Annotated in this window: 19 protein-coding genes; 13 read left to right on the top strand and 6 right to left on the bottom strand. The window is 71.4% G+C overall.

Annotation, left to right across the window (positions count from 1 at the left end; translation table 11 throughout):
- Positions 1-64: 64 nt before the first annotated feature.
- From ABD164_RS07545 to ABD164_RS07525, 5 genes are all read left to right on the top strand, one after another.
- Complete coding sequence (locus ABD164_RS07545; protein ID WP_344295049.1) at positions 65-850, top strand: electron transfer flavoprotein subunit beta/FixA family protein; 786 nt, start codon at positions 65-67, stop codon at positions 848-850.
- A gap of 10 nt (positions 851-860) precedes the next feature.
- Entirely contained in the window at positions 861-1,847 is a 987-nt protein-coding gene (locus tag ABD164_RS07540; RefSeq protein WP_344295047.1) for an electron transfer flavoprotein subunit alpha/FixB family protein, read from the top strand.
- A 3-nt stretch (positions 1,848-1,850) separates the two neighbouring features.
- Positions 1,851-3,503 (top strand): cytochrome b/b6 domain-containing protein, encoded by a 1,653-nt coding sequence (locus ABD164_RS07535; RefSeq protein WP_344295045.1) that lies wholly within the window; start codon positions 1,851-1,853, stop codon positions 3,501-3,503.
- A 113-nt stretch (positions 3,504-3,616) separates the two neighbouring features.
- On the top strand, positions 3,617-4,159 hold the full coding sequence (locus ABD164_RS07530; RefSeq protein WP_344295043.1) for a hypothetical protein: 543 nt from the start codon (positions 3,617-3,619) through the stop codon (positions 4,157-4,159).
- A gap of 109 nt (positions 4,160-4,268) precedes the next feature.
- A complete protein-coding gene (locus ABD164_RS07525) occupies positions 4,269-6,158 on the top strand; it encodes a DEAD/DEAH box helicase (RefSeq protein WP_344295041.1) in 1,890 nt (629 codons plus the stop codon).
- Between the two features lie 26 nt (positions 6,159-6,184).
- Here the strand turns inward: ABD164_RS07525 and ABD164_RS07520 are convergent, their stop codons facing one another.
- The 3 genes from ABD164_RS07520 to ABD164_RS07510 are packed head-to-tail and all read right to left on the bottom strand — an operon-like array spanning position 6,185 to position 10,433.
- Positions 6,185-7,255 carry a LacI family DNA-binding transcriptional regulator gene (locus tag ABD164_RS07520; RefSeq protein ID WP_344295040.1) on the bottom strand — a complete coding sequence of 357 codons (1,071 nt, stop codon included), beginning with the start codon at positions 7,253-7,255 and terminating at the stop codon, positions 6,185-6,187.
- Entirely contained in the window at positions 7,252-9,090 is a 1,839-nt protein-coding gene (locus tag ABD164_RS07515) for a glycoside hydrolase family 2 protein (RefSeq protein ID WP_344295038.1), read from the bottom strand. The genes ABD164_RS07520 and ABD164_RS07515 overlap by 4 nt, the downstream gene beginning before the upstream one ends.
- Positions 9,087-10,433: an MFS transporter gene (locus tag ABD164_RS07510; protein WP_344295036.1), complete on the bottom strand. Its 1,347-nt coding sequence runs from the start codon at positions 10,431-10,433 to the stop codon at positions 9,087-9,089. The genes ABD164_RS07515 and ABD164_RS07510 overlap by 4 nt, the downstream gene beginning before the upstream one ends.
- Positions 10,434-10,644: 211 nt before the next feature.
- Between ABD164_RS07510 and ABD164_RS07505 the strand changes: the two genes are divergently transcribed.
- The 5 genes from ABD164_RS07505 to ABD164_RS07485 all read left to right on the top strand — a co-directional run bounded on the left by ABD164_RS07505 (position 10,645) and on the right by ABD164_RS07485 (position 15,839).
- Positions 10,645-12,051 carry an NtaA/DmoA family FMN-dependent monooxygenase gene (locus ABD164_RS07505; RefSeq protein ID WP_344295034.1) on the top strand — a complete coding sequence of 469 codons (1,407 nt, stop codon included), beginning with the start codon at positions 10,645-10,647 and terminating at the stop codon, positions 12,049-12,051.
- Positions 12,048-13,409, top strand: a complete 1,362-nt coding sequence (locus ABD164_RS07500; RefSeq protein WP_344295032.1) for an aminotransferase class V-fold PLP-dependent enzyme — start codon at positions 12,048-12,050, stop codon at positions 13,407-13,409. Before ABD164_RS07505 ends, ABD164_RS07500 begins: the two co-directional genes overlap by 4 nt.
- Before the next feature lie 77 nt (positions 13,410-13,486).
- Positions 13,487-14,392: a bile acid:sodium symporter family protein gene (locus ABD164_RS07495; RefSeq protein ID WP_344295030.1), complete on the top strand. Its 906-nt coding sequence runs from the start codon at positions 13,487-13,489 to the stop codon at positions 14,390-14,392.
- Positions 14,393-14,479: 87 nt separating this feature from the next.
- A complete protein-coding gene (locus tag ABD164_RS07490; protein WP_344295028.1) occupies positions 14,480-15,313 on the top strand; it encodes a hypothetical protein in 834 nt (277 codons plus the stop codon).
- A 28-nt stretch (positions 15,314-15,341) separates the two neighbouring features.
- On the top strand, positions 15,342-15,839 hold the full coding sequence (locus tag ABD164_RS07485) for an FBP domain-containing protein (protein ID WP_344295026.1): 498 nt from the start codon (positions 15,342-15,344) through the stop codon (positions 15,837-15,839).
- Positions 15,840-15,914: 75 nt separating this feature from the next.
- Here ABD164_RS07485 and ABD164_RS07480 read toward each other — a convergent pair whose 3' ends face one another.
- The 3 genes from ABD164_RS07480 to ABD164_RS07470 form a co-directional block, all read right to left on the bottom strand.
- A complete protein-coding gene (locus tag ABD164_RS07480; RefSeq protein WP_344295024.1) occupies positions 15,915-16,676 on the bottom strand; it encodes an SGNH/GDSL hydrolase family protein in 762 nt (253 codons plus the stop codon).
- Between the two features lie 62 nt (positions 16,677-16,738).
- Positions 16,739-16,933 (bottom strand): DUF1918 domain-containing protein, encoded by a 195-nt coding sequence (locus tag ABD164_RS07475; RefSeq protein WP_344295023.1) that lies wholly within the window; start codon positions 16,931-16,933, stop codon positions 16,739-16,741.
- Positions 16,934-17,105: 172 nt separating this feature from the next.
- Positions 17,106-18,728 (bottom strand): PucR family transcriptional regulator, encoded by a 1,623-nt coding sequence (locus ABD164_RS07470; RefSeq protein ID WP_344295021.1) that lies wholly within the window; start codon positions 18,726-18,728, stop codon positions 17,106-17,108.
- A gap of 383 nt (positions 18,729-19,111) precedes the next feature.
- Here ABD164_RS07470 and gabT point away from each other — a divergent pair, with 383 nt between their 5' ends.
- From gabT to ABD164_RS07455, 3 genes are all read left to right on the top strand, one after another.
- Entirely contained in the window at positions 19,112-20,482 is a 1,371-nt protein-coding gene (gene gabT / locus ABD164_RS07465; protein WP_344295019.1) for a 4-aminobutyrate--2-oxoglutarate transaminase, read from the top strand.
- Positions 20,479-21,873, top strand: coding sequence for a Glu/Leu/Phe/Val family dehydrogenase (locus ABD164_RS07460; protein WP_344295017.1), 1,395 nt, complete (start codon positions 20,479-20,481; stop codon positions 21,871-21,873). The genes gabT and ABD164_RS07460 overlap by 4 nt, the downstream gene beginning before the upstream one ends.
- 65 nt (positions 21,874-21,938) lie before the next feature.
- Positions 21,939-23,408 (top strand): NAD-dependent succinate-semialdehyde dehydrogenase, encoded by a 1,470-nt coding sequence (locus tag ABD164_RS07455; RefSeq protein ID WP_344295015.1) that lies wholly within the window; start codon positions 21,939-21,941, stop codon positions 23,406-23,408.
- Positions 23,409-23,569 lie beyond the last annotated feature (161 nt).

The following is a 23,569-nucleotide window of genomic DNA, read 5'->3' as shown; positions in this document are numbered from 1 at the left end:
GCATGATTAACTGGTGCCGGTGAGCGATGCTGCTCACCGGCAGAGCGAAAGGACCCGGGCCCCGATGAAGATCATCGTCCTCGTGAAAGAGGTCCCCGACACGTATGGCGAGCGCAAACTCGACCTCGAGACGGGCCTCGCCGATCGCGCCGCGAGCGAATCGGTGCTCGACGAGATCAGCGAGCGCGCCCTCGAGGTGGCCCTCGCGCACGCCGGTTCGGCCGGTTCGGCCGGCGACGTCGAGGTCGTCGTGCTGTCGATGGCGCCCGAGAGCGCTGCGGCGACGATCCGCAAGGGGCTGGCGATGGGAGCGGCATCCGCAATTCACATCGCCGACCCAGACCTCGCCGGAGCCGACCTCGGGCTGACCGCGCGCACGCTCGCCGCCGCGATCCGGCGTGCCGGGTTCGATCTCGTGATCACCGGCAACCTCTCGACCGACGGCAGCGGCGGCGTGCTCGCCGCCATGCTCGCCGAACTGCTCGAGGTGCCGAACGTGACCGCATTGTCGTCAGTCGAGATCACCGCCGACACGGTGGCCGGCACGCGCAGCACCGACGACGCGGCCATGCGCGTGAGCGCCCCGCTGCCGGCCGTGATCTCGATCACCGAGGCGCTTCCCGATGCGCGGCTTCCCAACTTCAAGGGCATCATGGCGGCGAAGAAGAAGCCGTTCGAGACGCTCACCGCGGCCGACCTCGGCATCGAGCCGCACGACCTCTCGGTGGCGGCGTCGATCTTGACCGCGATCGCCGAGAAGCCTCCGCGTGCGGCGGGTGTGAAGATCACCGACGAGGGCGACGGCGGCACGAAGATCGCCGAGTTCCTCATCGAGAACCGGCTGGCCTGAGAGGACGATCATGACCGACTATCCCGCTGACTCGATCCTCGTCCTGCTCGAGACGTCGCCGACCGCAGAGCTCGCGAAGAGCACGGCCGGCCTGCTCGGCGCCGCCGCGCTCATCGGAACCCCGGTGGCGCTCGCCGTCACGGCGCCCGGGCAGGCGCAGGCGGTCGCCGAGCAAGCCGCCGCAGCCGGCGCCGAGCGTGTGCTCGTCGCCGAGACCGACGCCGCGAAGACCCAGCTCACCGTGCCGCAGGTCGATGCGCTCGCCGCGGCCGCCGCGGTCGTCGCGCCCGACGCGGCGCTCATCTCGAACTCGATCGAGGGGCGCGACGTCGCGGGTCGCTTCGCCGCACGCACTGGCGCCGCGATCGCCGTCGACGCGATCGGGCTCGCACGTGACGCCGAGGGCGTCGTCGCCCGGCACTCGGTGTACGGCGGCGCCTACAACCTCGACTCCGCCGCGACGTTCGGCCCGCTGGTGGTCACCGTTCGCCAGGGCGCGATCGAAGCACGCGCCGACGCGCGACCCATCGCCCTCGAGACGCTCGAGGTGCCGCCCTCGGGCGCGGCCTCGGCGACCATCGAGTCGGTCGAGGCCGTCGAAGCCGCCTCGAGCCGGCCCGAACTGCGGGGCGCGACGAAGGTCGTGTCGGGCGGCCGCGGGCTCGGCTCGGCCGAGAAGTTCGTGCTCGTCGAAGAACTGGCCGACGCGCTCGGTGCCGCCGTCGGTGCATCGCGAGCCGCGGTCGACGCGGGCTACATCCCGGCCAACCACCAGGTCGGCCAAACGGGTGTCTCGGTGTCGCCGCAGTTGTACGTCGCCCTCGGCATCTCGGGTGCGATCCAGCACAAGGCGGGCATGCAGACCGCCAAGAACATCGTCGCCGTGAACAAAGATCCCGATGCGCCGATCTTCGAGGTCGCCGACTTCGGCGTCGTCGGCGACGTCTTCACCGTCGTGCCGCAGCTGATCAGCGCGCTCGCCGAACGGAAGCGCTGAGCGGTGGCCACCTACCCGCCGACACTTCGCAGGGGACTGCCGCGCGAGCCCGGCGGCGACGCGTGGCCGCCGCTGGGCACGGCGCCCGTCGCCGTCGATGCAGCGGCTGGGTCCGTCGCCGAGGCTGCGGCGCCGCCGGTTGCGCCCAGCGTCGAGATGACGGATGCCGCGGCCGCGGCCATTCCCGACGGCTCGGGCGTCGCTGCCGCTGCAGCTGGGCCCGCGCGATCGATCCGGCGCGGGCTGCCGCGCGTTGCCGGGGGAGACCCGTGGCCGCCAGAGGGCACCGCGCCGGTCGCTGTCGCGCCGGCCGCGGTCGTGCCGGCCGCGGCCGAGCCGGCAGTACCGATCGCTGCCGCCGCCGCGACGGCCACGGCGACACCCGCCGCCGCGGCTGAGACCTCTGATCGTCCGCTCCGTCGCGGCTTGCCGCGCGTCAAGGGTGCCGAGCCGTGGCCGCCCGCGGGGTTCGCTCCGGCGCTCGCGGTCGCCGCGCACCAGGCACCTGCGGCAGCGGCGATGCCGGCGGCACCCGAGCAACCCGCAGTCGTCGACCTGCCCGCAGTCGCCGAGCAACCCGTCGTCATCGAGCAACCCGTGCCCGCGACATCCGCTACGACCGCCCCGCCGGCGCGACCCGCGCGAGTCCCGCTCGCCGCTGCAACGCGCCCCGCACCCACCCGCCCGGCCCCTGCCCGCCCGGCCCCCGCGCAGCGCCGACCCGCATCCGCCCCCGCGCCGAAACCCGGACGCTTCGGCGACTACACGACCGGGCAACTGGTCGGCTCGGCAGTGATCGGCGGGTTCGCGCTGCTGCTCGCGGCGACGTTCGCGGTGGTCGCGGTGAACTGGTTCATCAGGCTCGACTTCATGCAGGACTTCCTCGCCGCCTATCCCGGCGAGACGCACCTGCCCGAGGGGGCTCCTGTGGGGCTGCCGGCGTGGCTGGGCTGGCAGCACTTCTTCAACGTGTTCCTGATCGTGCTGATCATCCGCTCTGGGCTGCAGGTGCGCACCGAGAAGCGGCCGGCGGCCTATTGGACGCCGAAGTGGGCGAAGGGCGGCACGGGCAAGATCAGCCTGAACCTGTGGTTCCACCAGTCGCTCGACATCCTGTGGCTCGTGAACGGCGTCGTCTTCGTCGTGCTGCTGTTCGTGACGGGGCAGTGGATGCGGGTCGTGCCGACGAGCTGGGATTACATCCCGAACGCGGTGTCGGCTGCCCTGCAGTACGTCTCGCTCGACTGGCCGCTCGAGAACGGGTGGGTGAACTACAACAGCCTGCAGGTGCTCGCCTACTTCGTGACGATCTTCATCGCGGCGCCGCTCGCGGTGGTCACCGGCGTGCGCATGTCGGGGCTGTGGCCGAAGAACGCGAAGACCCTGAACCGCATCTATCCGGTGGAATGGGCGCGTGCCGTGCACTTCCCCGTGATGCTCTATTTCGTCGCGTTCATCGTGGTGCACGTCGCGCTGGTGCTCCTCACCGGGGCGCTGCGCAACCTCAACCACATGTACGCCGCTCAAGACACCGTCAGCTGGCTGGGCTTCTGGATCTTCGTGGCCTCGCTCGTGGTGATCGGGGCGGCGTGGGTCGCCGCCCGCCCCCTGGTGCTCGCGCCGATCGCGGGACTGTTCGGCAAGGTCGGTCGGTAGGTCCGACGGCGAGCGGGTCTGCCCGTCGCCGCCCGACTGACGTATCCTCGATATCGATGCCCGATGACCCCCATGGGCGGGGTCTCGTGCGGAGAGACTGAAGCGGGGTGAGCATGACCGGCATCGACGACAACGAGATCGACGAAGACACCTTGCCGACCCGCGGTCGCCGCGCCGCGCCGAAGTCGCGGTTCACGCTGCTGTTCGCTGCGCTCCTCGATCCAGCCGCGCCGCTCGTCGCGCGAGTCGCCGCGTGGCTGTCGGCGCATCGACTGGGCGCCCTGCTGACCGTCTCGGTCATCGTCGCGGTCATCGCGATCGGCAGCGGTGCCGCACTCATGCGCACCGTCAGCGAGACGGCGTTCAGCGAAGATTCCCAGACGTCGGTTCGCGACGGCCGGGCGGCCCCCGAGCCGGGCGGCACCGAGAGCGATGGCCCGTCCGGCCCCATCCTGCCGACCCCGGCCCCGCCGTTGCGCGTTCCCGAGCCGACCACCGGCCCGTCCGAGACGGCGGCACCCACGCCCGAGCCGGGTGACCTGCCCGAGCCGACCACCGAGCCCGAGCCGAGCGACACGCCCGAGCCCTCCACCGACCACCCCGGCAACAACGGAAAGGGCAAGGGCACGCCCGGCGGGCCGAAGAAGCCCGATTAGCCCCTCACGGCCCGCCGCACCTGCCGCGGCTGGGGCCGGCCCGCGCCGGCGGTCGAGGCGAGGCACGCGACATCCGCTCGCTCACAGCTTGCGCGGACTACCCTGAAGCGTGACTACTGACGACGCACCCGTCGAGGCAGCGGCTGCCGAGCAGCCCGCCACGACGTTCTCCGACCTCGGACTCGACGGCCCGGTGCTCAAGGCGCTCGACGACGTCGGCTACGAGACGCCGTCGGCGATCCAGGCCGCGACCATTCCGACGCTGCTCGGCGGGCGCGACGTCGTGGGCCTCGCGCAGACCGGCACGGGCAAGACCGCGGCGTTCGCGCTGCCGATCCTCGCGCGCCTCGATGTGTCGCAGAAGACGCCGCAGGCGCTCGTGCTCGCGCCGACCCGCGAGCTCGCCCTGCAGGTCTGCGAGGCGTTCGAGCGGTATGCGGCGCACCTGCGCGGCGTGCACATCCTGCCGGTCTACGGCGGGCAGGGCTACGGCGTGCAGCTGTCTGCGCTGCGCCGCGGCGTGCATATCGTCGTCGGCACGCCCGGCCGCATCATGGACCACCTCGACAAGGGCACGCTCGACCTCTCGGAGCTCAAGTACCTCGTGCTCGACGAGGCCGACGAGATGCTCAAGATGGGCTTCGCCGAAGACGTCGAGACCATCCTCGCCGACACGCCCGACGACAAGCAGGTCGCCCTGTTCTCGGCGACGATGCCCGCGGCCATCCGCCGCATCTCGAAGCAGTACCTGCACGACCCCGAAGAGATCACCGTCAAGACGAAGACGCAGACCTCGGCGAACATCACCCAGCGCTACCTGGTGGTGTCGTTCCAGCAGAAGGTCGATGCGCTCACCCGCATTCTCGAGGTCGAGAACTTCGAGGGCATGATCGTGTTCGTGCGCACCAAGAACGTCACCGAAGAGCTCGCCGAGAAGCTGCGCGCCCGCGGATACTCGGCCGCCGCCATCAACGGCGACATCGCGCAGGTGCAGCGCGAGCGAACCGTCAACCAGTTGAAGTCGGGCAAGCTCGACATTCTGGTGGCAACGGATGTCGCGGCCCGCGGCCTCGACGTCGAGCGCATCAGCCACGTGGTGAACTTCGACATCCCCACCGACAGCGAACCCTATGTGCACCGCATCGGGCGCACCGGGCGCGCGGGTCGCACGGGCGACGCGATCAGCTTCGTGACGCCGCGCGAGCGCGGGCTGCTCGCCCGCATCGAGAAGGCCACGAAGCAGCCGATGACGCAGATGCAGTTGCCGAGCGTCGACGAGGTCAACGTCACCCGGCTCGCCCGGTTCGACGACCGCATCACCGAGGCGCTCTCGGCCGCCGAGCGCATCGAGGGGTTCCGCGACATCGTCGCCCATTATGTGCGCAACCACGACGTGCCAGAGGTCGACGTCGCCGCCGCGCTCGCCGTGGTCGCCCAGGGCGAGACGCCGCTGCTGCTCGAGCCCGAGCCCGACCGGCCCCGCCGCGCGGAGCGCGAGTGGTCGGAGAGACCGGCCCGTGGCGAACGACCCGAACGCGGCGATCGTCGCGACCGCGGCGACCGTCCCGATCGTCGTCAGCGGCCCAGCACCGGCCCGATGGCGACGTACCGCATCGCCGTGGGCAAGCGCCACAAGGTCGAGCCGCGCCAGATCGTCGGCGCGCTCGCGAACGAGGGCGGCCTCAGCCGTGAGGACTTCGGCGCCATCCAGATCCGCCCCGAGTTCTCGCTTGTCGAGCTGCCGGCCGACCTGCCGCGAGAGACCCTCGAGCGACTCGACGGCACTCGCATCTCGGGTCGGCTCATCGAGCTGCGGCCCGACCGCGGTGCGCCGAATCGTCGCACCGACCGCGGCGATCGCGGCGACCGCCGTAGCCGCCCGCCGCGCGACGATCGTGACGGCCGTGATGACCGCGACCGGCGCGACGAGCGTGACGACCGCGGCGACGCCCCGGCTCGAAAGCCACGCCACAAGAGCGGCCGCGCCGGCGACGAGTGAGCCGGCGGCCGATCCAGGCCGTCGACCTACGGCGCCGACTCGCGGCGCACGAGACGGTACGGCGCCTGCTCCACGCGCGGTGGCGAGCGAGGGTCGTCGACCAGCCGCAGCACCGAAGCGACGGCGAGTCGGGCGATGCCGGCGATATCGGGCGCGATGCTCGTGAGGGCCGGAGCGGTGAACGCCGACTCGGGTGAATCGTCCCAGCCGACGACCGCCACACGTCGGGGCACGTCGATGCCGGCCTCGCGGAAGGCGCGCAGGGCGCCCACAGCGAGCATGTCGTTGGCGCACACGAGCCCGTCGAGCCCGTCGATTCCGTCGATTCCGTCGAGCAGTGCGAGCGTTCGGGCGTAGCCCTCTTCGCGCGAGTAGTCGCCGTCGGGTGCGCTCGAATCCCACGCCGAGACCGCGACGATGTGGCGGGGGTCGGCGTCGAGGCCGGCGGCGCGCAGCGCGGTGCGGAACCCCTCGAGCCGCAGGTCGGCCGCAGAGGCCCCGCTCGAGGCATCCGGAACCGTGCCGAGAAAGCCAAGCCGTCGGCGACCCGACGCGATCAGGTGCGCGGTCGCATCACGCGTCGAGGTGACGCTGTCGACGACGACACGGTCGACGCGGGCGGCACGGATGCGCTCGCCCAGCACGACGAGCGGGGTGCGGCCGCGCGCCGCGACGATCTGCGTGTCGTTGATCGACATCGCCGAGAGCACGATGCCGTCGGTGAGCAGGGCGCCGTACCCCGACGCCGCCCGCAGTTCGCGCTCGGGGTCGCCGTGGGTCTCGTCGACGACGACGTCGTAGCCGACCTGCTCGGCGGCGCCGACGACCGCGTGGGCGAGCTGGGCGAAGTACGGCAGCGAGAGGAACGGCACCGACAGGGTGAGCAGGTTGCTGCGGCCGACACGCAACTGGCGCGCGGCGAGCTGCGGCCGATAGCCGACCTGGGCGATCGCCGCCTCGACCCGGGCGCGCGTCGGCAGGCTCACCGGGGTACGCCCGCTGATCACGTTCGAGACGGTGCGGTACGAGACGCCCGCGATCGCGGCGACGTCTTTCAGGGTGGGGCCCGCCGAGCGGCGGGCGGATGGAGCGGTCATGCGCGGTTCCCCACGTGCGTCGGGCGGGTCGCCGCGGCGAACCGCGCGACCAGGTCTGCGTTGACGTCGCGCACCCGATCGGGGTCGACCTTGTGCACGGTGCGATCGGCGGTCACCAGGCCGTTCAGCTCGTCTTCGACGTCGGCCAGCTGCGTGTAGACGATGCCGGCGAGGCCGTCGTCGATCGCGGGCAGCACGTCGTCGCGGTGCAGGCGCACGAACGCCTCGGTGAGCTCCGCGATGCTGCGGTAGCGCCGGTAGCCGAATTCGCGCGGGCCGAACTCGTGCCCCGGCAGTCGCAGGCTGTAGCCGCCGTACTCCGAGACGACGATGGCGCGGCGCTCGCGCTGCCGAGCCCGCTGTACCTTCAGCCGGCGGAAGTAGACGTGCAGGCTGCGCAGGTCGCCCCCGCCCTGGTCGTGCCAGCCGCTGGCGTGGTCGATGACCCGGTCGGGGTCGAGCGCACGCACGCGTTCGGCGGCGTCGAGCGCATCGAACTGACCCCACCCTTCGTTGAACGGCACCCACACGGCGACGCAGGGGGAGTTCTTCAGCAGCCGCACGGTCTCATCGAGCTCGGTCAGGAACTCCTCGCGGCCCTCGCGGTCGTGGCGGCCGAACAGCCGGTGCCGCCGGTCGTCGAGGCGCACCGGCACCTTCACCGGCACGGTGATGACCGCCGGGTGGTAGCGGCGCCCGCCGTTGACCATGTCCTGCCACACGAGCATGCCGAGCCGGTCGCAGTGGTGGTACCAGCGCATCGGTTCGATCTTGATGTGCTTGCGCAGCGCGTTGAACCCGAGCTGCTTCATGGTGCGGATGTCGTGCACCATCGCCTCGTCTGACGGCGGGGTGTAGAGCCCGTCGGGCCAGTAGCCCTGGTCGAGCACGGCGGCGTGGAACACGGGCTCGCCGTTCAGCATCAGCCGCTGCCGACCGTCGGCGTCGGGGGCGATGCCCACCGAGCGCATGCCGACGTAGCTCTCGACGCGGTCGTCGCCGAGGTGCACTTCGACGTCGTAGAGAAAGGGGTCGTCGGGGCTCCACAGCCGCGGATCGGGCACCGGCAGCACGAGGGTGCGTCCGGCCGGGCCGACCGCCCGGGCGACCTCGTGGCCGTCGGCCGAGACGACGACGGTCGCGTCGGGTGCGTCGCCTCGTTCAGACGGACCGGCTGCCCTGGCATCACCCGATGCCCCAGCACCATCGGATGCCTCGACGACGACCTCGATCGTCTCGTCGGCGAGCACGGGGCGCAGCTCGAGCGCGCGCACGTGCAGCTCGGGCACCGATTCGAGCCAGACCGTCTGCCAGATGCCCGACTGCGCCGTGTACCAGATGCCGCCGCGCTCGAGCGACTGCTTGCCGCGCGAGTGGAACGACGTGTCGCTCGGGTCGACGACGTCGACGACGAGCGTGTGCACGTCGCCGTCGGCGAGCGCCTCGGTGACGTCGATCGAGAACGGAAGGTACCCGCCGCTGTGCGAACCGACGAGCGCATCGTCGACGTACACCCGGCAGCTCTGGTCGACCGCGCCGAAATGCAGCAGCACGCGCTCGCGCAGGAACCCGTCAGGCAGCCTCACGTCGCGGCGGTACCAGAGATGCTCGCCCGGCTGCAGCTGTCGCCCGACGCCCGAGAGGTCGGCCTCGGGCGAGAACGGCACGAGAATGCGCCCGTCCCAGCTCGCGGGGCGCCGCGCGTCGGCGCTGATCGCGTACTGCCAGTACCCGTTCAGGTTCAGGTGGCTGTCGCGCACGAGCTGCGGGCGCGGGTACTCGGCGAGCACGCGTTCGGGGTCGATCGCGTCGGCCCACGGGGTGCGGCGGCTCACGCGGTGCCCGCTTCTGCTGCGTCGGATGACCCGGCTCGGCGCAGCACGCGCGTGCGCAGCATCGCGAGCGCCGGCACGAACACCAGCACGACGGCGGCGACGGGGAAGATCTCGGGCCCCGGCACCGGATGGCTCTGCCCGAGTTCGACATACGTGTGGGCGGCGCCCGAGATCACCGCGGCGCCGATCGCCGGGCCGATCACCATCGGCAGCATGATCGCCATGATCATGCGCGCCCCCTGCACGCCGCCGGCACGATCGGCCGGCGTGTGGTCGCGGGTCATCGCCGAGACGGTCGCGATCGACGCCATCATGCCGGCCATCATGATCGTCGCCGCTGCGATCACCCAGGCGAACTCGTGGGCGAACGCCATGGCCATGAGGCCGGCCGCGAACACCCCGACCGCGGGCAGCAGGAAGCGCGCCTTGCCGATGCGGTCCATGACGCGGCCCGCGACGACGCTCAGTGCCGAGGCGAGGATCAGCACGATGCCGAGGGCGATCGCGTACGCCTCGAGCTGCAGCGAATAGCGCAGGTAGATGAGCACGTAGGGCAGGAAGACCTGCGAGCTGATGCCGACCACCGACCAGATCGCGAGCGTGAGGAACAGTGCGGGCTCGCGGCGCACCGTCGCCGGGCGCAGCCCGTCGACGACCGCACGCATCACCCCCGAGCGAGGCCGCGGCACGTGGCGGTCGCGCACGAGGAACCAGGCGGCGATGCCCGTGGCGGCGGTGATCGCGCCGACGATGGCGAAGAAGGCCGTCCACTGCCCGGCCTGGGTCATCGGGTCGAGCAGCCCGAACACGAGCAGCATCGCGATGAGCGGCATGATCGCGAGCCACCCGTCGACGCGTCCGCGGTTCGCGGGCACGGTGGAGTCGGTGACCCATGCCGAGAACGCGGCGTCGTTCGCACCCGACCCGATGACGCTCATCACGCAGTCGAGCGCGATGATCGCCACGATCGAGGCGATCATCACGGGCGCGGCCTGCGCCGAGGCATCCGCTGACCCGAACAGGCCGAAGCCGGCGGTGACGACGCCCCACGCGAGGTACCCGACGGCGATGATCTCGCGACGGCGGCCCAGCCGGTCGGACCAGGCGCCGACGATGAGGGTCGCGACCGTCGCCGCGATGGCGCTCGCCGCCACCATGACGGCGATCACCGCAGGGTCGGTCGAGATGGTGTCGTAGACGAACAGGTTGAGGTACATGTTCTCGATCACCCACGCCAGTTGGCCGGCGAGGCCGACGAGCAGGATCGCGGTCCACGTGCGGGCGCCGAGTGCGGCACGCGCCGGCGTTGGCACGCCGCGGGAGTCGGTTCGGGTGGTGGTCATCGGTCCTCGCTCCGATTTCAACGTTGAAATCGCTCAACGCTAGCATCGCCCGACGACGAAATGTGTCACGCCGTGACCGATTGCGACGCGGCCCGGTGCGGTGCGCCGGGCACCGTGCCTAACGTGAGCACATGTCGCCAGCCGTCTCAATCGTCGCCGTCTCGGGAATCCTGCACTCCCCGTCGGAGTCGCCTGGTAGGGGGTTCGCGCGATGACGCGACTCATCATCGGCGCCATGGTGCGGGCCATCGGCGCCTACCCGTCGGGGTGGCGGTACCCGGGAGCGCACCGCGACCCTCGTGGCGACGGCGCGGTGCTGCGGCATGCGGCCCGGATCGCCGAGGCGGCGCGGCTCGACTACCTCTTCTTCGGCGACTGGCTCGCGACCGGTCACGACCTCGAGTTCCGCGACCCCTACCTCGTGGCGCGCATCGACCCGCTCTCGGCGATCACCTATCTCGCGGGGGTCACCGAGCACATCGGGCTCATCGCGACCGCCAACACCGGGTACGCCGACCCCTATGCGCTCGCGCGCACGACCGCGTCGATCGACCTGCTCTCGGGCGGCCGTGCCGGGCTCAACCTCGCCACCGGTTCCGAGCCGCGAGCGGCGGGCAACCACGGGCAGGACTTCGCCGTCGTCAACGCCTCGCGCTACGAGCGCGCCGCGGAGTTCGACCAGGTTCTGCGGCGCCTGTGGGACTCGTTCGAAGACGACGCGATCGTGGCGGATGCCGCATCCGGCGTGTTCCTCGACCCGTCGAAGCTGCACCCCACCGACTTCCGGGGGCAATTCCTCAGCGTCGACGGACCGCTGAACGTCGCACGCCCGGTGCAGGGACACCTGCCGATCGTGCACGCGGGCACCTCGCCGCGCGCGCGGGTGTTCGCGGCGCAGCACGCCGACCTCGCACTCGTCGCGGTGAGCGACCTCGAGCACGCCGTCGCGATCCGCGAAGAACTGCGGTCACTCGCGTTCGAGTCGGGCCGCGACGACCGCACCCTGAAGGTCATCGCGCCCGTGCTGCCGATCGTCGGCGAGACCCGCGAGCACGCCCAGGCGATCGCCGACGAGCTGTCGGAGCTCGTGCAGATCGCCGAGGACTGGCCCGACGGCCCGCCCGCGGCGTTCCCCGCCAACCGCTCGCTCGCGCAGCTCTCGACGCTCGTCGGCCTCGACCTCTCGGGCGTGTCGCCCGATCGTGCCGTGACGCCAGGGCTCGTCGCCGAGTTCAGTGCCGTGGGGCAGCAGCTCGTCGAGATCGTCGCCGAGCGCACCGGCCGCAGTCCGAATGGCGAACGGCCGCCGACCTTGCGCCATCTCGTGGTCGCGGCATCCGTGAACGCCTCGGTCATCGTGGGCACGGCGCACGACATCGCCACCGAGTTCGAGGCGTGGGCCGATGCGGGCGCGGTCGACGGGTTCAACGTGCTCTCGGCTGTTCAGCCGGCGCAGTTCGACGCGTTCGCGCTCGGGGTCGTGCCCGAGCTGCAGCGCCGGGGCGTGTTCCCGACCGAGTACGAGGGCGAGACCCTGCGCGACTCGCTCGGGCTCGAGCGGCCCGACAACGTGCACGTCGCGCGCAGCGAGTTCGAGACGGCGGGGTTCGGCGCGTGAGCGGCGCGCGAGTGATCTCGTCGGTCGCGACGGTCGGGTCGGCTGCGCCCATCGGGCGAGCGGATGTCCCGGCCCCGGCCTCGCTCGAACCGCTCGCGCTGCTCGCCGACGCGGGCCTCGAGGTGCCCGTGCTCGGGGGCGGTCGCATGCGGCACGTCAATCTCGATGTCGCCGCGTCGGCGCCTGCGCTGCAGTCGGTCGCCGAGCACGTGCAACGCGTGTTGCCCTACTACGCGAGCGTGCACCGGGGAACGGGGTACCCGTCACAGCAGACGACGGCGCTCGTCGAGGGCGCGCGCGCGACCGTCGCACGGCACGTCGGCGCGCGCGACGACGACCTCGTCGTGTTCACCCGCAACACGACCGACGCGCTCAATCTGTTCGCAAGCGCGGTGCCCGGCGACACCGTGGTGCTCGACATCGAGCACCACGCCAACCTGCTGCCGTGGCGCGACGGTGGCCGCCGGGTGGTCGTGGGCCGCTCGTCGTTCGCCACGACGCTCGACGCGCTCGATGCCGAACTCGGTCGATGTCGGGCCGCGCTGCTGTCGGTCACCGGCGCGTCGAACGTCACCGGCGAGGTGCTGCCGATCGCCGACCTCGCCGACCTCGCCCACTCGCATGGCGCGCGGCTCGCCGTCGACGGCGCCCAGCTGCTGCCGCACCGAAGGGTCGACATCGCCGCGCTCGGCGTCGACTACCTGGCGTTCTCGGGCCACAAGGCCTACGCCCCATACGGCGCAGGCGCACTGGTCGGCCGCGCCGACTGGCTCGACGCGGCCCCGCCGCACCTCGCGGGCGGCGGTGCGGTCGAATCGGTCGGCATCGACGACGTCTCGTGGAAGACCGGCCCCGACCGGCATGAAGCCGGCACGCCGAACGTCATCGGCATCGTCGCGCTCGCCCGGGCGCTCGCCGAGTTCGAGCGGCTCGGCGACGAGGCACGCGCGGCGCACGAGCACGCACTCACCCAGCGCCTGCACGCCGGGCTCGTCGCCCAGGCAGGCGTGCGGGTCATCCGGGGCTTCGACGACGTCGACGACCGGCTCGGCATCGCCACCATCGAGCTCGACCGCGGATCGATCGGGCTCCTCGCCGCCGCACTCGGCGCCGAGCACGGCATCTCGGTGCGCGCCGGGCGGTTCTGCGCCCACCCGCTCTTCGACCGCCTCGCCACGAGGTCGAACGGGCTTCGGGCGAGCCTCGGCGCCGGGACATCCGTCGACGACATCGACCGCTTTCTCACCGCACTCGCGGCGCTCATCGCCGACGGACCGGCATACGCCTACGACCGCGCCCCGGGCGGGTGGTGCCCGCGCGTCGATGATCGGCCGCCACCCGCATTCGACCACGGCTGACCTGCCCGACCCGCAGTCGCAAACTGCCCATTCCCAGAACGCCTCGGATCCGCCACACTGAGCGGATGGGATCAGCGTTGACCACCATCGGATTGCCCGTCGCACTCGGCATCATCATGTTCGGGCTCGGCCTCAGCCTCACGCCGCGCGATTTCTCGCGCGTGGCGAAGCATCCGAAGGCGGTGATCGTCGCCCTCATCTGCCAACTCGTGCTGCTGCCCGCGATCTGCTTCGGGCTCGTGCTGCTGTTCCGGCTGCCGCCCGTGCTCGCGGTCGGCATGATGCTGCTCGCCGCCTCGCCCGGCGGCACCACCGCGAACCTCTACAGCCACCTGTTCCGCGGTGACGTCGCGCTCAACATCTCGCTCACCGCCATCAACTCGGTGATCGCCGTGGTCACGCTGCCGCTCATCACCAACCTCGCGATCCTGTACTTCATGCCCCAGGGCGACGGACTCGGGCTGCAGCTCGCCAAGGTTCTCGAGGTGTTCGCGATCGTGCTGCTGCCGGTCGTGGCGGGCATGCTCGTGCGCTGGTGGAAGCCCGCGTTCGCCGATCGCATGGACAAGCCCGTGCGCATCGCCTCGGTCGTCATCCTCGTCGTCGTCATCGCCGGTGCGATCGCCGCGAACCTCGACCTGCTCATCGAGAACGCCGGGCGCCTCGCCGGCATCACGGTTCTGTTCTGCGTGATCTCGCTCGGCATCGGCTACCTCGTGCCGCGCCTGCTCAGGGTCGACCGCCGCCAGTCGATCGCGAGCTCGTTCGAGATCGGCATCCACAACGCGACGCTCGCGATCGTGATCGCCCAGACCGTCATCGGCAGCGTCGAGATGAGCCTGCCGGCGGCGGTCTACGGCGTGCTGATGTTCTTCGTCGCCCTCGCGTTCGGATTCCTGATCCGCGGGCGCGGCGGCGCGGCCGGCACTGCTTCCGGGGCCGATGCCGACGCCGAGGTCAGCCCCACCTCCGCCACGCCCTGAGGCCTGCGCCCGCTCGCCTGAACGCCTGGCACGGTTCTCTGACGGCCGCGTGCCGGGTGCGCGACACTGGGCGCATGGGGCGAGGAGATGCGCACAGAGGCGGATGACCCGCTGGAACGCCGTCGCGACACGCTGCGACGGATCGTCTACGGCACGCCCGATCCGTCGGAGGCGGTGATCGGCGAACTGGTCGCGGTCGAAGCCGAACTCGTGGCGCGCGAGGCCATCGTCGACCGAGAACGTGCGGCACACGCATCGATCGGGTTGCCACGGGCCGGCGATCCCGAGTCCGGATCCGGCGACGACGCGGTGCGCACCGGGCGAATCCGGATGCCGCGTTGGGTGCTCGTGGGTTCGCTGGCGGTCGCGCTGATGGCCGCGATGCCCGTGCTCGGTTCCCTTCGGGACGCCATGTCACCGCCGCGCGGCCTCGAGGTGTTCGAGCGGCTCCCGCCGGCATATGAGCGTGGACTCGCACGCAAGGTCGTCGAGACGGCGGGCCTGCAGTCGACGTCGCCCGAGGCGTTGCGATCGCTGGGCCGGGTGCTGGGTCATGAGTTCTGGGCCTACCGCGAAGAGGGCCGCGTGTGCCTGCTCTCGCGCCGCGAGTTCTGGTTCGCATGGGTCGAGGAGTGCGTCGCCGTCGACCACTTCGCCACGTCGGGGCTCGGGCGCGTCATCCAGGCCGGCGAGCTCACTGATCGCGTCAGGTCGACCCTCGACATCTCATACGGCGAGGCCGTGATCGTGAACTGGCGTGCCAGTTCCATCGAGCTCGAATGGTCGATCGTGCCGGGTTCGGGGTACGGGAGCGATCGCGAACCGGCGGGCGGGCCCTCGTTCGGAGTCGGCGACGTGCCGCCGATGACCTACGGGGAGTGGTCGTCGTCGCGCATCGCCGACGACGGGGGCGGTTCGTAGACTGGAGGAGTCGCACGGGAGGGGATGCATGCAGGCGCTGGTCGAGAGCGACATCCGCTCGGCACTCGGCAATGCGAACGACGCCGAGCTCGCACAGCTCGCGTTGCCCGTGCGATTCTTCGTCACCGAGTGGGCGCATCTCGATGCATTCGCGTGGCGTGATCCGCGCATCCCGCAGCGCGGCTACCTGGTCACCGAACTCGATGGCTCAGCCGCGGGCGTCGTGCTGCGCGCGGCCGAGCGCACCGGCTCGCACCATCGGGCGGCGATCTGCAGTCTCTGCCACACGCAGCAGCCCGGCGATCAGGTCGTGCTGTTCTCGGCGCGGCGGGGCGGCGCCGCGGGCGAGCGCGGCGACAGCGTCGGCACCTACATCTGCAGCGACCTCGCCTGTCAAGACACGGTGCGGCTCGGTCGCCCGCCCGCGCCCTCAGAGGTGCAGCCGAGCACGCACGAGCTCGAGCGCATCGAGGGGCTGGCCAGGCGCACGCGCGCGTTCGTCGCCGAGGTGCTCAACGGCGCGTAGACGCCGAGCACCCTGCCGAGTGGGCGGCGCGCACTCACGGCGGAGCGGAGCACATCGCCGACTCGGCGCCGCGGCTCAGGCGGCCGGCGTCGGCTCGAGCGTGGGGCGCTTCGCCGTGCGGCCGTCGCCCGAAGACCGCCCGGTGAGCCGGCGGCCGATCCACGGCAGCACGAACTCGCGGTAGTAGGCCGCCGTGTTGCGGCTGCGCGGCCCCGGGGGAGCGGCCGCCACCTCGGCGACACCCCACTCGTCGGGCACGGGCACGCCGAGCGCGGTGAGCACGTTGCTCGCCACGCGAGCGTGCCCGAGCGAGTTCAGGTGCAGCTTGTCGGCAGACCAGTAACGGATGTCGCGAAGCCCTCGGTCGTTGAAGTTGTCGACGAACGTCACTCCCGGAACCTCGGCCAGGTCGACGAGGGCGGCCGTGAGTCGCGCACCGCGCGCGTCGAAGACGCCGCCCATGGGAAGGTGATCGGTGGGATTGGCGCCGCTGAGCATGAGCACGTGGATGCCCGCCGCCCTGATGCGCTCGATCGCGCCGCGGAACCTCGTGGCCGTGGCCTGCTCGTCCATGCGGGGGCGCAGCATGTCGTTGCCGCCGCCGTTGAAGCTCAGCAGCTCGGGCTTCAGCGCGATCGCCGCATCGAGCTGCTCGTCGATGATCGGGCCGAGCTTGCGGCCGCGGATGGCGAGGTTCGCGTAGCCGATCGGTTCACGTGCAGCCCGAGCGAGTCCGAGCGCGACGAAATCGGCCCAGCCGCGCACCGTGCCGTCGGGCAACTCGTCGCCGACGCCCTCGGTGAAGCTGTCGCCGATCGCCGCGTAGGAGTTGAACATGCCTCCACGCTAGCGCGGCGCCGCGGCGGAGCATCCGTCGCTTGACCGTCCTTCGGGCGAGATCAGCCGGTCTGGTGCTGGCGCTCGAGTTCGCAGTCGGCCCCGGGGTAGAGCAGGGTCTCGTGACCGTCGTCGAACATCACGAGGAATGGCGGCCCGCCGTTCTCACCGCGCACCTCGAGGATCTCTCCGCGCCGGTCGGGCTGGCCGACCTGCTTGCCGTGGATGACGAGGCGTTCGCCGACGTTCGCTTGCATTGCAACCCCCTTCGACGGTTTCCAGCGTACGCCCGTTGACCCAGTTGTGAGGGTGCTCGCCGCAACTTCGGAGATCTGCACGGATTCGGGCCAGGTTGCCGAAAGTCCTCCGGCACCGTGGCGATCTCCGAGGTTGTGGCGCGCACAGTGGGACGGGGCGAGCGGGCCCGCGCTACCCCACGGCGAGCAGGGCGGCCCAGAGGTCGGCGCGGGCATGGAAGCCCGAGAGGTCACGGCCGAGCAGCCGTTCGGCGAGGGCGATGCGGCTGCGCACCGTGTGCCGATGCACGCCGAGGGCCTGCGCGGTGGCGTCGAACTGGCCGCCGTGCTCGAGCCACGTGCGCGTCGTCGTGACGAGCGTCGTGCCGTTGGCGGCGTCGTGCTCGGTCAGCGGGGCAAGCGTCGCGAGGGCGACGGCGCGGGCGTCGGTGCGGGCGAGGAAGGCGAGCACGCCCTGGCGGCTGATCTCTTCGAAGTACGAGACGCCCGCCCCGGTCTCGCGGGCACGCTCGAGCGCACGCATGGCCTGCTCGTGGGCGAGTGCGATGCTGCCACCCGCGCCGGCACTCGCGCCGCCACCCGCACCCGCGCCGCCACTCGCGCCGACGGGATCAGACACTCCGACCGGCAGGTCGAACTCGCTCGCGAGCTCGTCGGCGAGCGCCGCGTCGTGCTGCTCGACGAGCAACACGAACTGCTCGCCGTCGCGCCCGAAGAAGAGGCGTCCGCCGCGCTCTTCGACGCGCAGCTCGAGCAACTCGGTGAGGCGGTCGACGTGGGCCAACGGGGCATCCGTCACCATCACGCGCACCGGCGCATGCGGCAACTCGCCCCACATCTCGGCGGCCACGCGCTCGGCGAGTGCGGTGTCGCCGGCGAGGATGCTGCGCAGCAGCCCCGATCGCAGGTGGCCACGCGCTCGATCGAGGTCGCGGTTCTGCTCGAGGGCGAGCCCGGCGAGCGCGATGACCGCGGTGACGACCTCGCGGCCGGCCTGGTCGAGCTCGGGGGAGTCGCCGATCGCGAGCACTCCGCGCAGCGCACCGCCGCCGCCGAGGGTCTGCAGGGTGAGGCGCTGCGCGGTGCCCGTGGACTCGGCCGCGAGCAGGGTGCGACTCGCGCGCTGGCCGCGTCGCAGCATCGACCGCGCCTCGCCGACGACCTCGCCGAGCGCGGGCTGGCCGAGTCCGCCGCGGGGGGCCTCGCGGTCGAGCGATCCGGTCGCGTCGATGAGGCCGACCCAGGTGCCGAGTCGGTGCGAGAGCTCGGCGAGGGTGGCCGAGAGGCCGTCGGGGCGCAGCGCGGCGAGCGAGATCGCGCGTTGCGCGGCGAGCGCCCAGGCCTGGCGGGCGTAGGCGTCTTCGGCGAGCAGGTCGGCGACGAGCCGGGCGATCGCGATGAACGGCACCCGGTAGGGCACCTCGAACAGGGGCAGGCCCTGGGTGGTGCACGCCGCGACGAGCGCGTCGGGGGTGCCCGCGCGGATGACCTCGGTGCCGAAGCCCAGCGCCGCGACGCCCGCCTCGCGCAGGCGGCGCACGTAGGCGTCGGCGAAGGCTGCGTCATCGGATGTCGCTACGGCGGCGCCCTCGCCGACCGAGGCGTCGCCGAACTGGGTGCCGGTCGTGAGCAGCACGTGGCCGGTGTCGAGGAACGGCGTCGGGTCGGGCAGGTCGGAGGTGTGCGCCCACACCACCGGGATGTCGAGTGCGCCCGTCGCGAGGGCGTCGGCGGCGGTGAGCAGCCGCAGAGCGAGCTCGCTGCGGTCGAGCAGGGTCTGCACGGTGGGCTTCATCGCCTCTCCTCTGTTCCGCCGGTCGAACGGCGACTCCTCATGTTTCGCCGGTCGAGTAGTGACGAAGGAGCGTATCGAGACCAGTTGCGGGATCTCGATACGGCCCTGGCGGGCCTACTCGATCGGCGGGGTAGGCCCTGGCGGGCCTACTCGATCGGCGGGGTGGGCCCTGGCGGGCCTACTCGATCGGCGGGGTGGGCCCTGGCGGGCCTACTCGATCGGCGGGGTGGGCCCTGGCGGGCCTACTCGATCGGCGGACACACATTTTATACGCGACGTCCAACAACCACTACCCGAGTGTACACGTGGGCGCTGAGTCATCCGATCGCCACGACCTAGCATCGACGCATCAGCCACCGCCGCCACCTTGCATCGGAGCAGCCATGACCCTCGTCGACACCTCGGCCACGCCGACCGCCACCATGACCGGAGGGCCCGCGCTCGCGCAGGAGCGCCGCCTCGTCACCGCCATCCCGGGCCCGCGCTCGCAGCAGCTCATGGCCCGCAAGGCCGAGGCGGTCGCCGCGGGCGTCGGCCACACCCTGCCCATCTCGGTCGTCGCCGCCGGCGGCGGGGTGCTCGTCGACGCCGACGGCAACTCGCTCATCGACCTCGGCTCGGGCATCGCCGTCACCGGCGTCGGCAACTCGAACCCTCGCGTGGTCGAGGCCGTCACCGCGCAGCTGAACGCCTTCACCCACACCTGCTTCACTGTTTCGCCCTATGAGGGTTACGTCGCGGTGGCCGAGAAGCTCAACGAGCTCACCCCGGGTGACCACGTCAAGCGCTCTGCCCTGTTCAACTCGGGCGCCGAGGCCGTCGAGAACGCGGTCAAGATCGCCCGTCACTACACGAAGAAGCAGGCCGTCGTCGCGTTCGACCACGCCTACCACGGCCGTACGAACCTGACGATGGGCCTCACCGCCAAGAACATCCCGTACAAGAGCGGCTTCGGCCCGTTCGCGTCCGAGGTGTACCGCGCGCCGCTCAGCTACCCGTTCCGCGACGGCGGCCTGTCGGGCGCCGAGGCGGCGGCCCGCGCGATCTCGGTGATCGAGAAGCAGGTCGGCGCCGAGAACCTCGCCGCGATCATCATCGAGCCCATCCAGGGCGAGGGCGGCTTCATCGTTCCCGCGCAGGGCTTCCTGCCGGCGCTCGTCGAGTGGGCGAACGCGAACGATGTCGTCTTCATCGCCGACGAGGTGCAGACCGGGTTCGCCCGCACCGGCGCCTGGTTCGCGAGCGAGCACGAGGGCATCGTGCCCGACCTCGTCGTTGCCGCGAAGGGCATCGCCGGGGGCCTGCCGCTTTCTGCGGTCACCGGTCGAGCCGAGATCATGGACTCCGCGATGGCCGGCGGCCTCGGCGGCACCTACGCCGGCAGCCCGATCGCGTGCGCCGCGGCGCTCGCGACCATCGAGACCTACGAGAACGACGGCCTCATCGAGCGCGCGCGCGAGATCGGCACGGTGCTCATCGGTCGCCTCAACGCCCTGCGCACCGTCGATGCGCGCATCGGCGACGTGCGCGGTCGCGGCGCCATGGTGGCGATCGAGCTCGTCGACCCCGAGACCGGCGCCCCCGACGCCGCCCTCACGAACGCCGTCGCCAAGTACGCCCACCAGAACGGCGTCGTACTGCTCACCTGCGGCACCTACGGCAACGTGATCCGCTTCCTCCCCCCGCTCACCATCAGCGACGAGCTCCTCATCGAGGGCCTCGGCGTCATCGCAGAAGGACTCAAGAACGCATGACCGACACGACGACAATGACGTCGCCCGAGGCATCCGCCGCTGTTGGTGTTTCCGGATTCGGGGATTTTCGCGACACGCCGTCTGAACTCGGGGCGACACGCGGCACCGCGCTCGAATCTCCTGATCCGGCAACAGTCCACGCCGACCACATCGCGACACCGCTCAGCGACGCCCGCTCCCAGCTCGCCGAGGCGGCGGGCCTGCTCGGCCTGACCGACGGCCTGCACCAGATGCTCGCGACCCCGCGCCGCGAGCTCACGGTCGCAGTGCCGCTGCGCCTCGACTCCGGTGAGAGCCGGCTCTACGTCGGCCACCGCGTGCAGCACAACTTCTCGCGTGGCCCTGCCAAGGGCGGCCTGCGGTACGCGCCCAACGTGAACCTCGACGAGGTGCGCGCGCTCGCGATGTGGATGACCTGGAAGTGTGCCCTGCTCGACGTGCCCTACGGCGGCGCGAAGGGCGGCCTCGCGATCGACCCGCGCGAGCACTCGATGGCCGAGCTCGAGCGCGTCACGCGTCGCTACACGAGCGAGATCCTGCCGATCATCGGCCCCGAACGCGACATCCCCGCGCCCGACATCGGCACCGACGAGCAGACCATGGCGTGGATCATGGACACGTATTCCGTCAACAGCGGTTACACGGTGCCCGGCATCGTCACCGGCAAGCCCATCTCGCTCGGCGGCTCGCAGGGCCGTGCGAGCGCCACGAGCCGCGGCGTCACCCACATCGCGCTCGCCGCGCTGCGGCATGTCGGCCTCGAGCCGGCCCGCTCGACGGCCGCGGTGCAGGGCTTCGGCAAGGTCGGTGCCGACGCGGCACGTTTCCTCAGTGAGGCGGGCGTCACCGTCACCGGCGTGAGCGACCAGTACGGCGCCGTGTTCAACGCGGCCGGCCTCGACATCGCGGCGCTGGGCGAGCACGTACGGGCCACCGGCTCGGTCGTCGGCTTCGCAGATGCCGAGGCCATCGAGGGCGCCGACCTGTTGACGCTCGACGTCGACCTGCTCGTGCCGGCCGCCGTCGAGGGCGTGCTGCACGACGGCAACGCTGCGGCCGTGCAGGCCAAGGTCGTCGTCGAGGGCGCGAACGGCCCCACGACTCCGGCTGCCGACCGCATCATGCGCGAGCGCGGCATCCTCGTCGTGCCCGACATCCTCGCGAACGCCGGCGGCGTGATCGTCTCGTACTTCGAATGGGTGCAGGCGAACCAGGCCTATTGGTGGCGCGCCGACGAGGTCGAGAGCAGACTGGAAGAGCGGATGCTGAGCGCCTGGCAGTGCGTGCTCGGCTACGCCGACGCGCGGGGGCTGTCACTTCGCACGGCGGCGACCGCGCTGGCGGTCGAACGCGTCGCCGAGGCGCACAAGCTCCGCGGCCTCTACCCCTGATCGACGGGGGAACCCCCGCCGGGACATCCCATCGCCACCGAGAATACGAAACGGAAACGACACCCATGACGAACGCAACACTCGAAGCCACCGTGCTCGACAAGGTCAACGGGGGCCTCTTCATCGGCGGCGAGTGGATCGACGCCGAGGGCGGCAAGACCCTCGCCGTCAGCGACCCGTCGACGGGCGAGACCATCAAGCAGATCGCCGACGCCTCACCGGCAGACGGCATCCGTGCGCTCGACGCGGCCGTTGCCGCGCAAGATGCCTGGGCGGCCACCGCGCCGCGCCAGCGCGGTGAGCTGCTGCGCCGCGCGTTCGACCTGCTGCAGGAGCGCAAAGAGGAGATCGCACTGCTCATGACGCTCGAGATGGGCAAGCCGCTCGCCGAGGCGCGCGGCGAGGTCGCCTACGGCGGGGAGTTCCTGCGCTGGTTCAGCGAAGAGGCCGTGCGCATCTCAGGCCGCTACGGCCTGAACCCCGAGGGCACCGGCCACATGGTCGTGTCGCAGCGCCCGGTCGGCCCGTCGTTCTTCATCACCCCGTGGAACTTCCCGCTCGCGATGGCGACGCGCAAGATCGCGCCCGCGCTCGCTGCAGGATGCACCGTGGTGATCAAGCCCCCGGCCCTCACGCCGCTGACGACCATCGCCTTCGTGCAGTTGCTCGAAGAGGTCGGCCTTCCCGCCGGCGTCGTCAACGTCATCGCGACGAGCACCTCGTCGAAGGTGTCTGCGCCGATCATCGCCGACCCGCGGCTGCGCAAGCTGAGCTTCACCGGTTCGACCGAGGTCGGCCGCGCGCTCATGGCGCAGTCGGCGCAGGGAATTCTGCGCACGAGCATGGAGCTCGGCGGCAACGCGCCGTTCGTCGTGTTCGACGACGCCGACCTCGACAAGGCGGTCGACGGGGCGATGCTCGCGAAGTTCCGCAACATCGGCCAGGCCTGCACCGCGGCGAACCGCTTCATCGTGCACGAAGGCGTCGCCGCCGAGTTCGCCCGCCGTGTCACCGAGCGGGTCTCGGCGATGCGCGTGGGCCGCGGAACCGAAGACGGCATCGCCATCGGCCCGCTGATCGACGAGAAGGCGGTCGCCACGACCGATGAGCTCGTCAAGGACGCCGTCGACAAGGGCGCGACGCTGCTCACCGGAGGCGCCGTGATCTCGGGCGCGGGCTCGTTCTACTCGCCCACGGTGCTCGGCTCGGTTCCTGCCGACGCGCGCCTGCTGCGCGAAGAGATCTTCGGCCCGGTGCTCGGCATCACGACGTTCGCCGACGAAGACGAGGCCGTGCGCCTCGCGAACAACACCGAGTACGGGCTCGTCTCGTACGTGTTCACGCAAGACCTGGCGCGTGGCCACCGCATGATCGAGCGCCTCGCCACCGGCATGATGGGCCTGAACACCGGCCTCGTGTCGAACGCCGCTGCCCCGTTCGGCGGCATCAAGCAGTCGGGCATCGGCCGCGAGGGCGGGTTCGAAGGCATCCACGAATACCTCGACACCAAGTACACGCTCATTCCGGTGAGCTGAGATCGCGCGAGCGGATGCCCCGACCTCTCGCCGCGGCATCCGCTCGCCCCCGTACGCAATTCAGGTTCGGAGGTGTGTCGCACGGCCCCTCACCGGCGTGTCGCGCCCGCGACACACCTCCACACCTGAATTGCGCACCCCACCCCTTCGCCGGGTGAAGA

This window comes from Agromyces neolithicus (assembly GCF_039529735.1).
Taxonomy (GTDB): Bacteria; Actinomycetota; Actinomycetes; order Actinomycetales; family Microbacteriaceae; genus Agromyces; species Agromyces neolithicus.
The sequence above is the reverse complement of the archived record's forward strand: the minus strand, read 5'-3'. Positions and strand labels throughout refer to the sequence as shown.

Coding starts and splice junctions, on each gene's coding strand:
- ABD164_RS07490 (WP_344295028.1), top strand. CDS start 14,480: ATGCGCACAGAGGCGGATGACCCGCTGGAACGCCGTCGCGACACGCTG.
- ABD164_RS07545 (WP_344295049.1), top strand. CDS start 65: ATGAAGATCATCGTCCTCGTGAAAGAGGTCCCCGACACGTATGGCGAG.
- ABD164_RS07540 (WP_344295047.1), top strand. CDS start 861: ATGACCGACTATCCCGCTGACTCGATCCTCGTCCTGCTCGAGACGTCG.
- gabT (WP_344295019.1), top strand. CDS start 19,112: ATGACCCTCGTCGACACCTCGGCCACGCCGACCGCCACCATGACCGGA.
- ABD164_RS07505 (WP_344295034.1), top strand. CDS start 10,645: ATGACGCGACTCATCATCGGCGCCATGGTGCGGGCCATCGGCGCCTAC.
- ABD164_RS07485 (WP_344295026.1), top strand. CDS start 15,342: ATGCAGGCGCTGGTCGAGAGCGACATCCGCTCGGCACTCGGCAATGCG.
- ABD164_RS07475 (WP_344295023.1), bottom strand. CDS start 16,933: ATGCAAGCGAACGTCGGCGAACGCCTCGTCATCCACGGCAAGCAGGTC.
- ABD164_RS07510 (WP_344295036.1), bottom strand. CDS start 10,433: ATGACCACCACCCGAACCGACTCCCGCGGCGTGCCAACGCCGGCGCGT.
- ABD164_RS07470 (WP_344295021.1), bottom strand. CDS start 18,728: ATGAAGCCCACCGTGCAGACCCTGCTCGACCGCAGCGAGCTCGCTCTG.
- ABD164_RS07530 (WP_344295043.1), top strand. CDS start 3,617: ATGACCGGCATCGACGACAACGAGATCGACGAAGACACCTTGCCGACC.
- ABD164_RS07460 (WP_344295017.1), top strand. CDS start 20,479: ATGACCGACACGACGACAATGACGTCGCCCGAGGCATCCGCCGCTGTT.
- ABD164_RS07480 (WP_344295024.1), bottom strand. CDS start 16,676: ATGTTCAACTCCTACGCGGCGATCGGCGACAGCTTCACCGAGGGCGTC.
- ABD164_RS07520 (WP_344295040.1), bottom strand. CDS start 7,255: ATGACCGCTCCATCCGCCCGCCGCTCGGCGGGCCCCACCCTGAAAGAC.
- ABD164_RS07455 (WP_344295015.1), top strand. CDS start 21,939: ATGACGAACGCAACACTCGAAGCCACCGTGCTCGACAAGGTCAACGGG.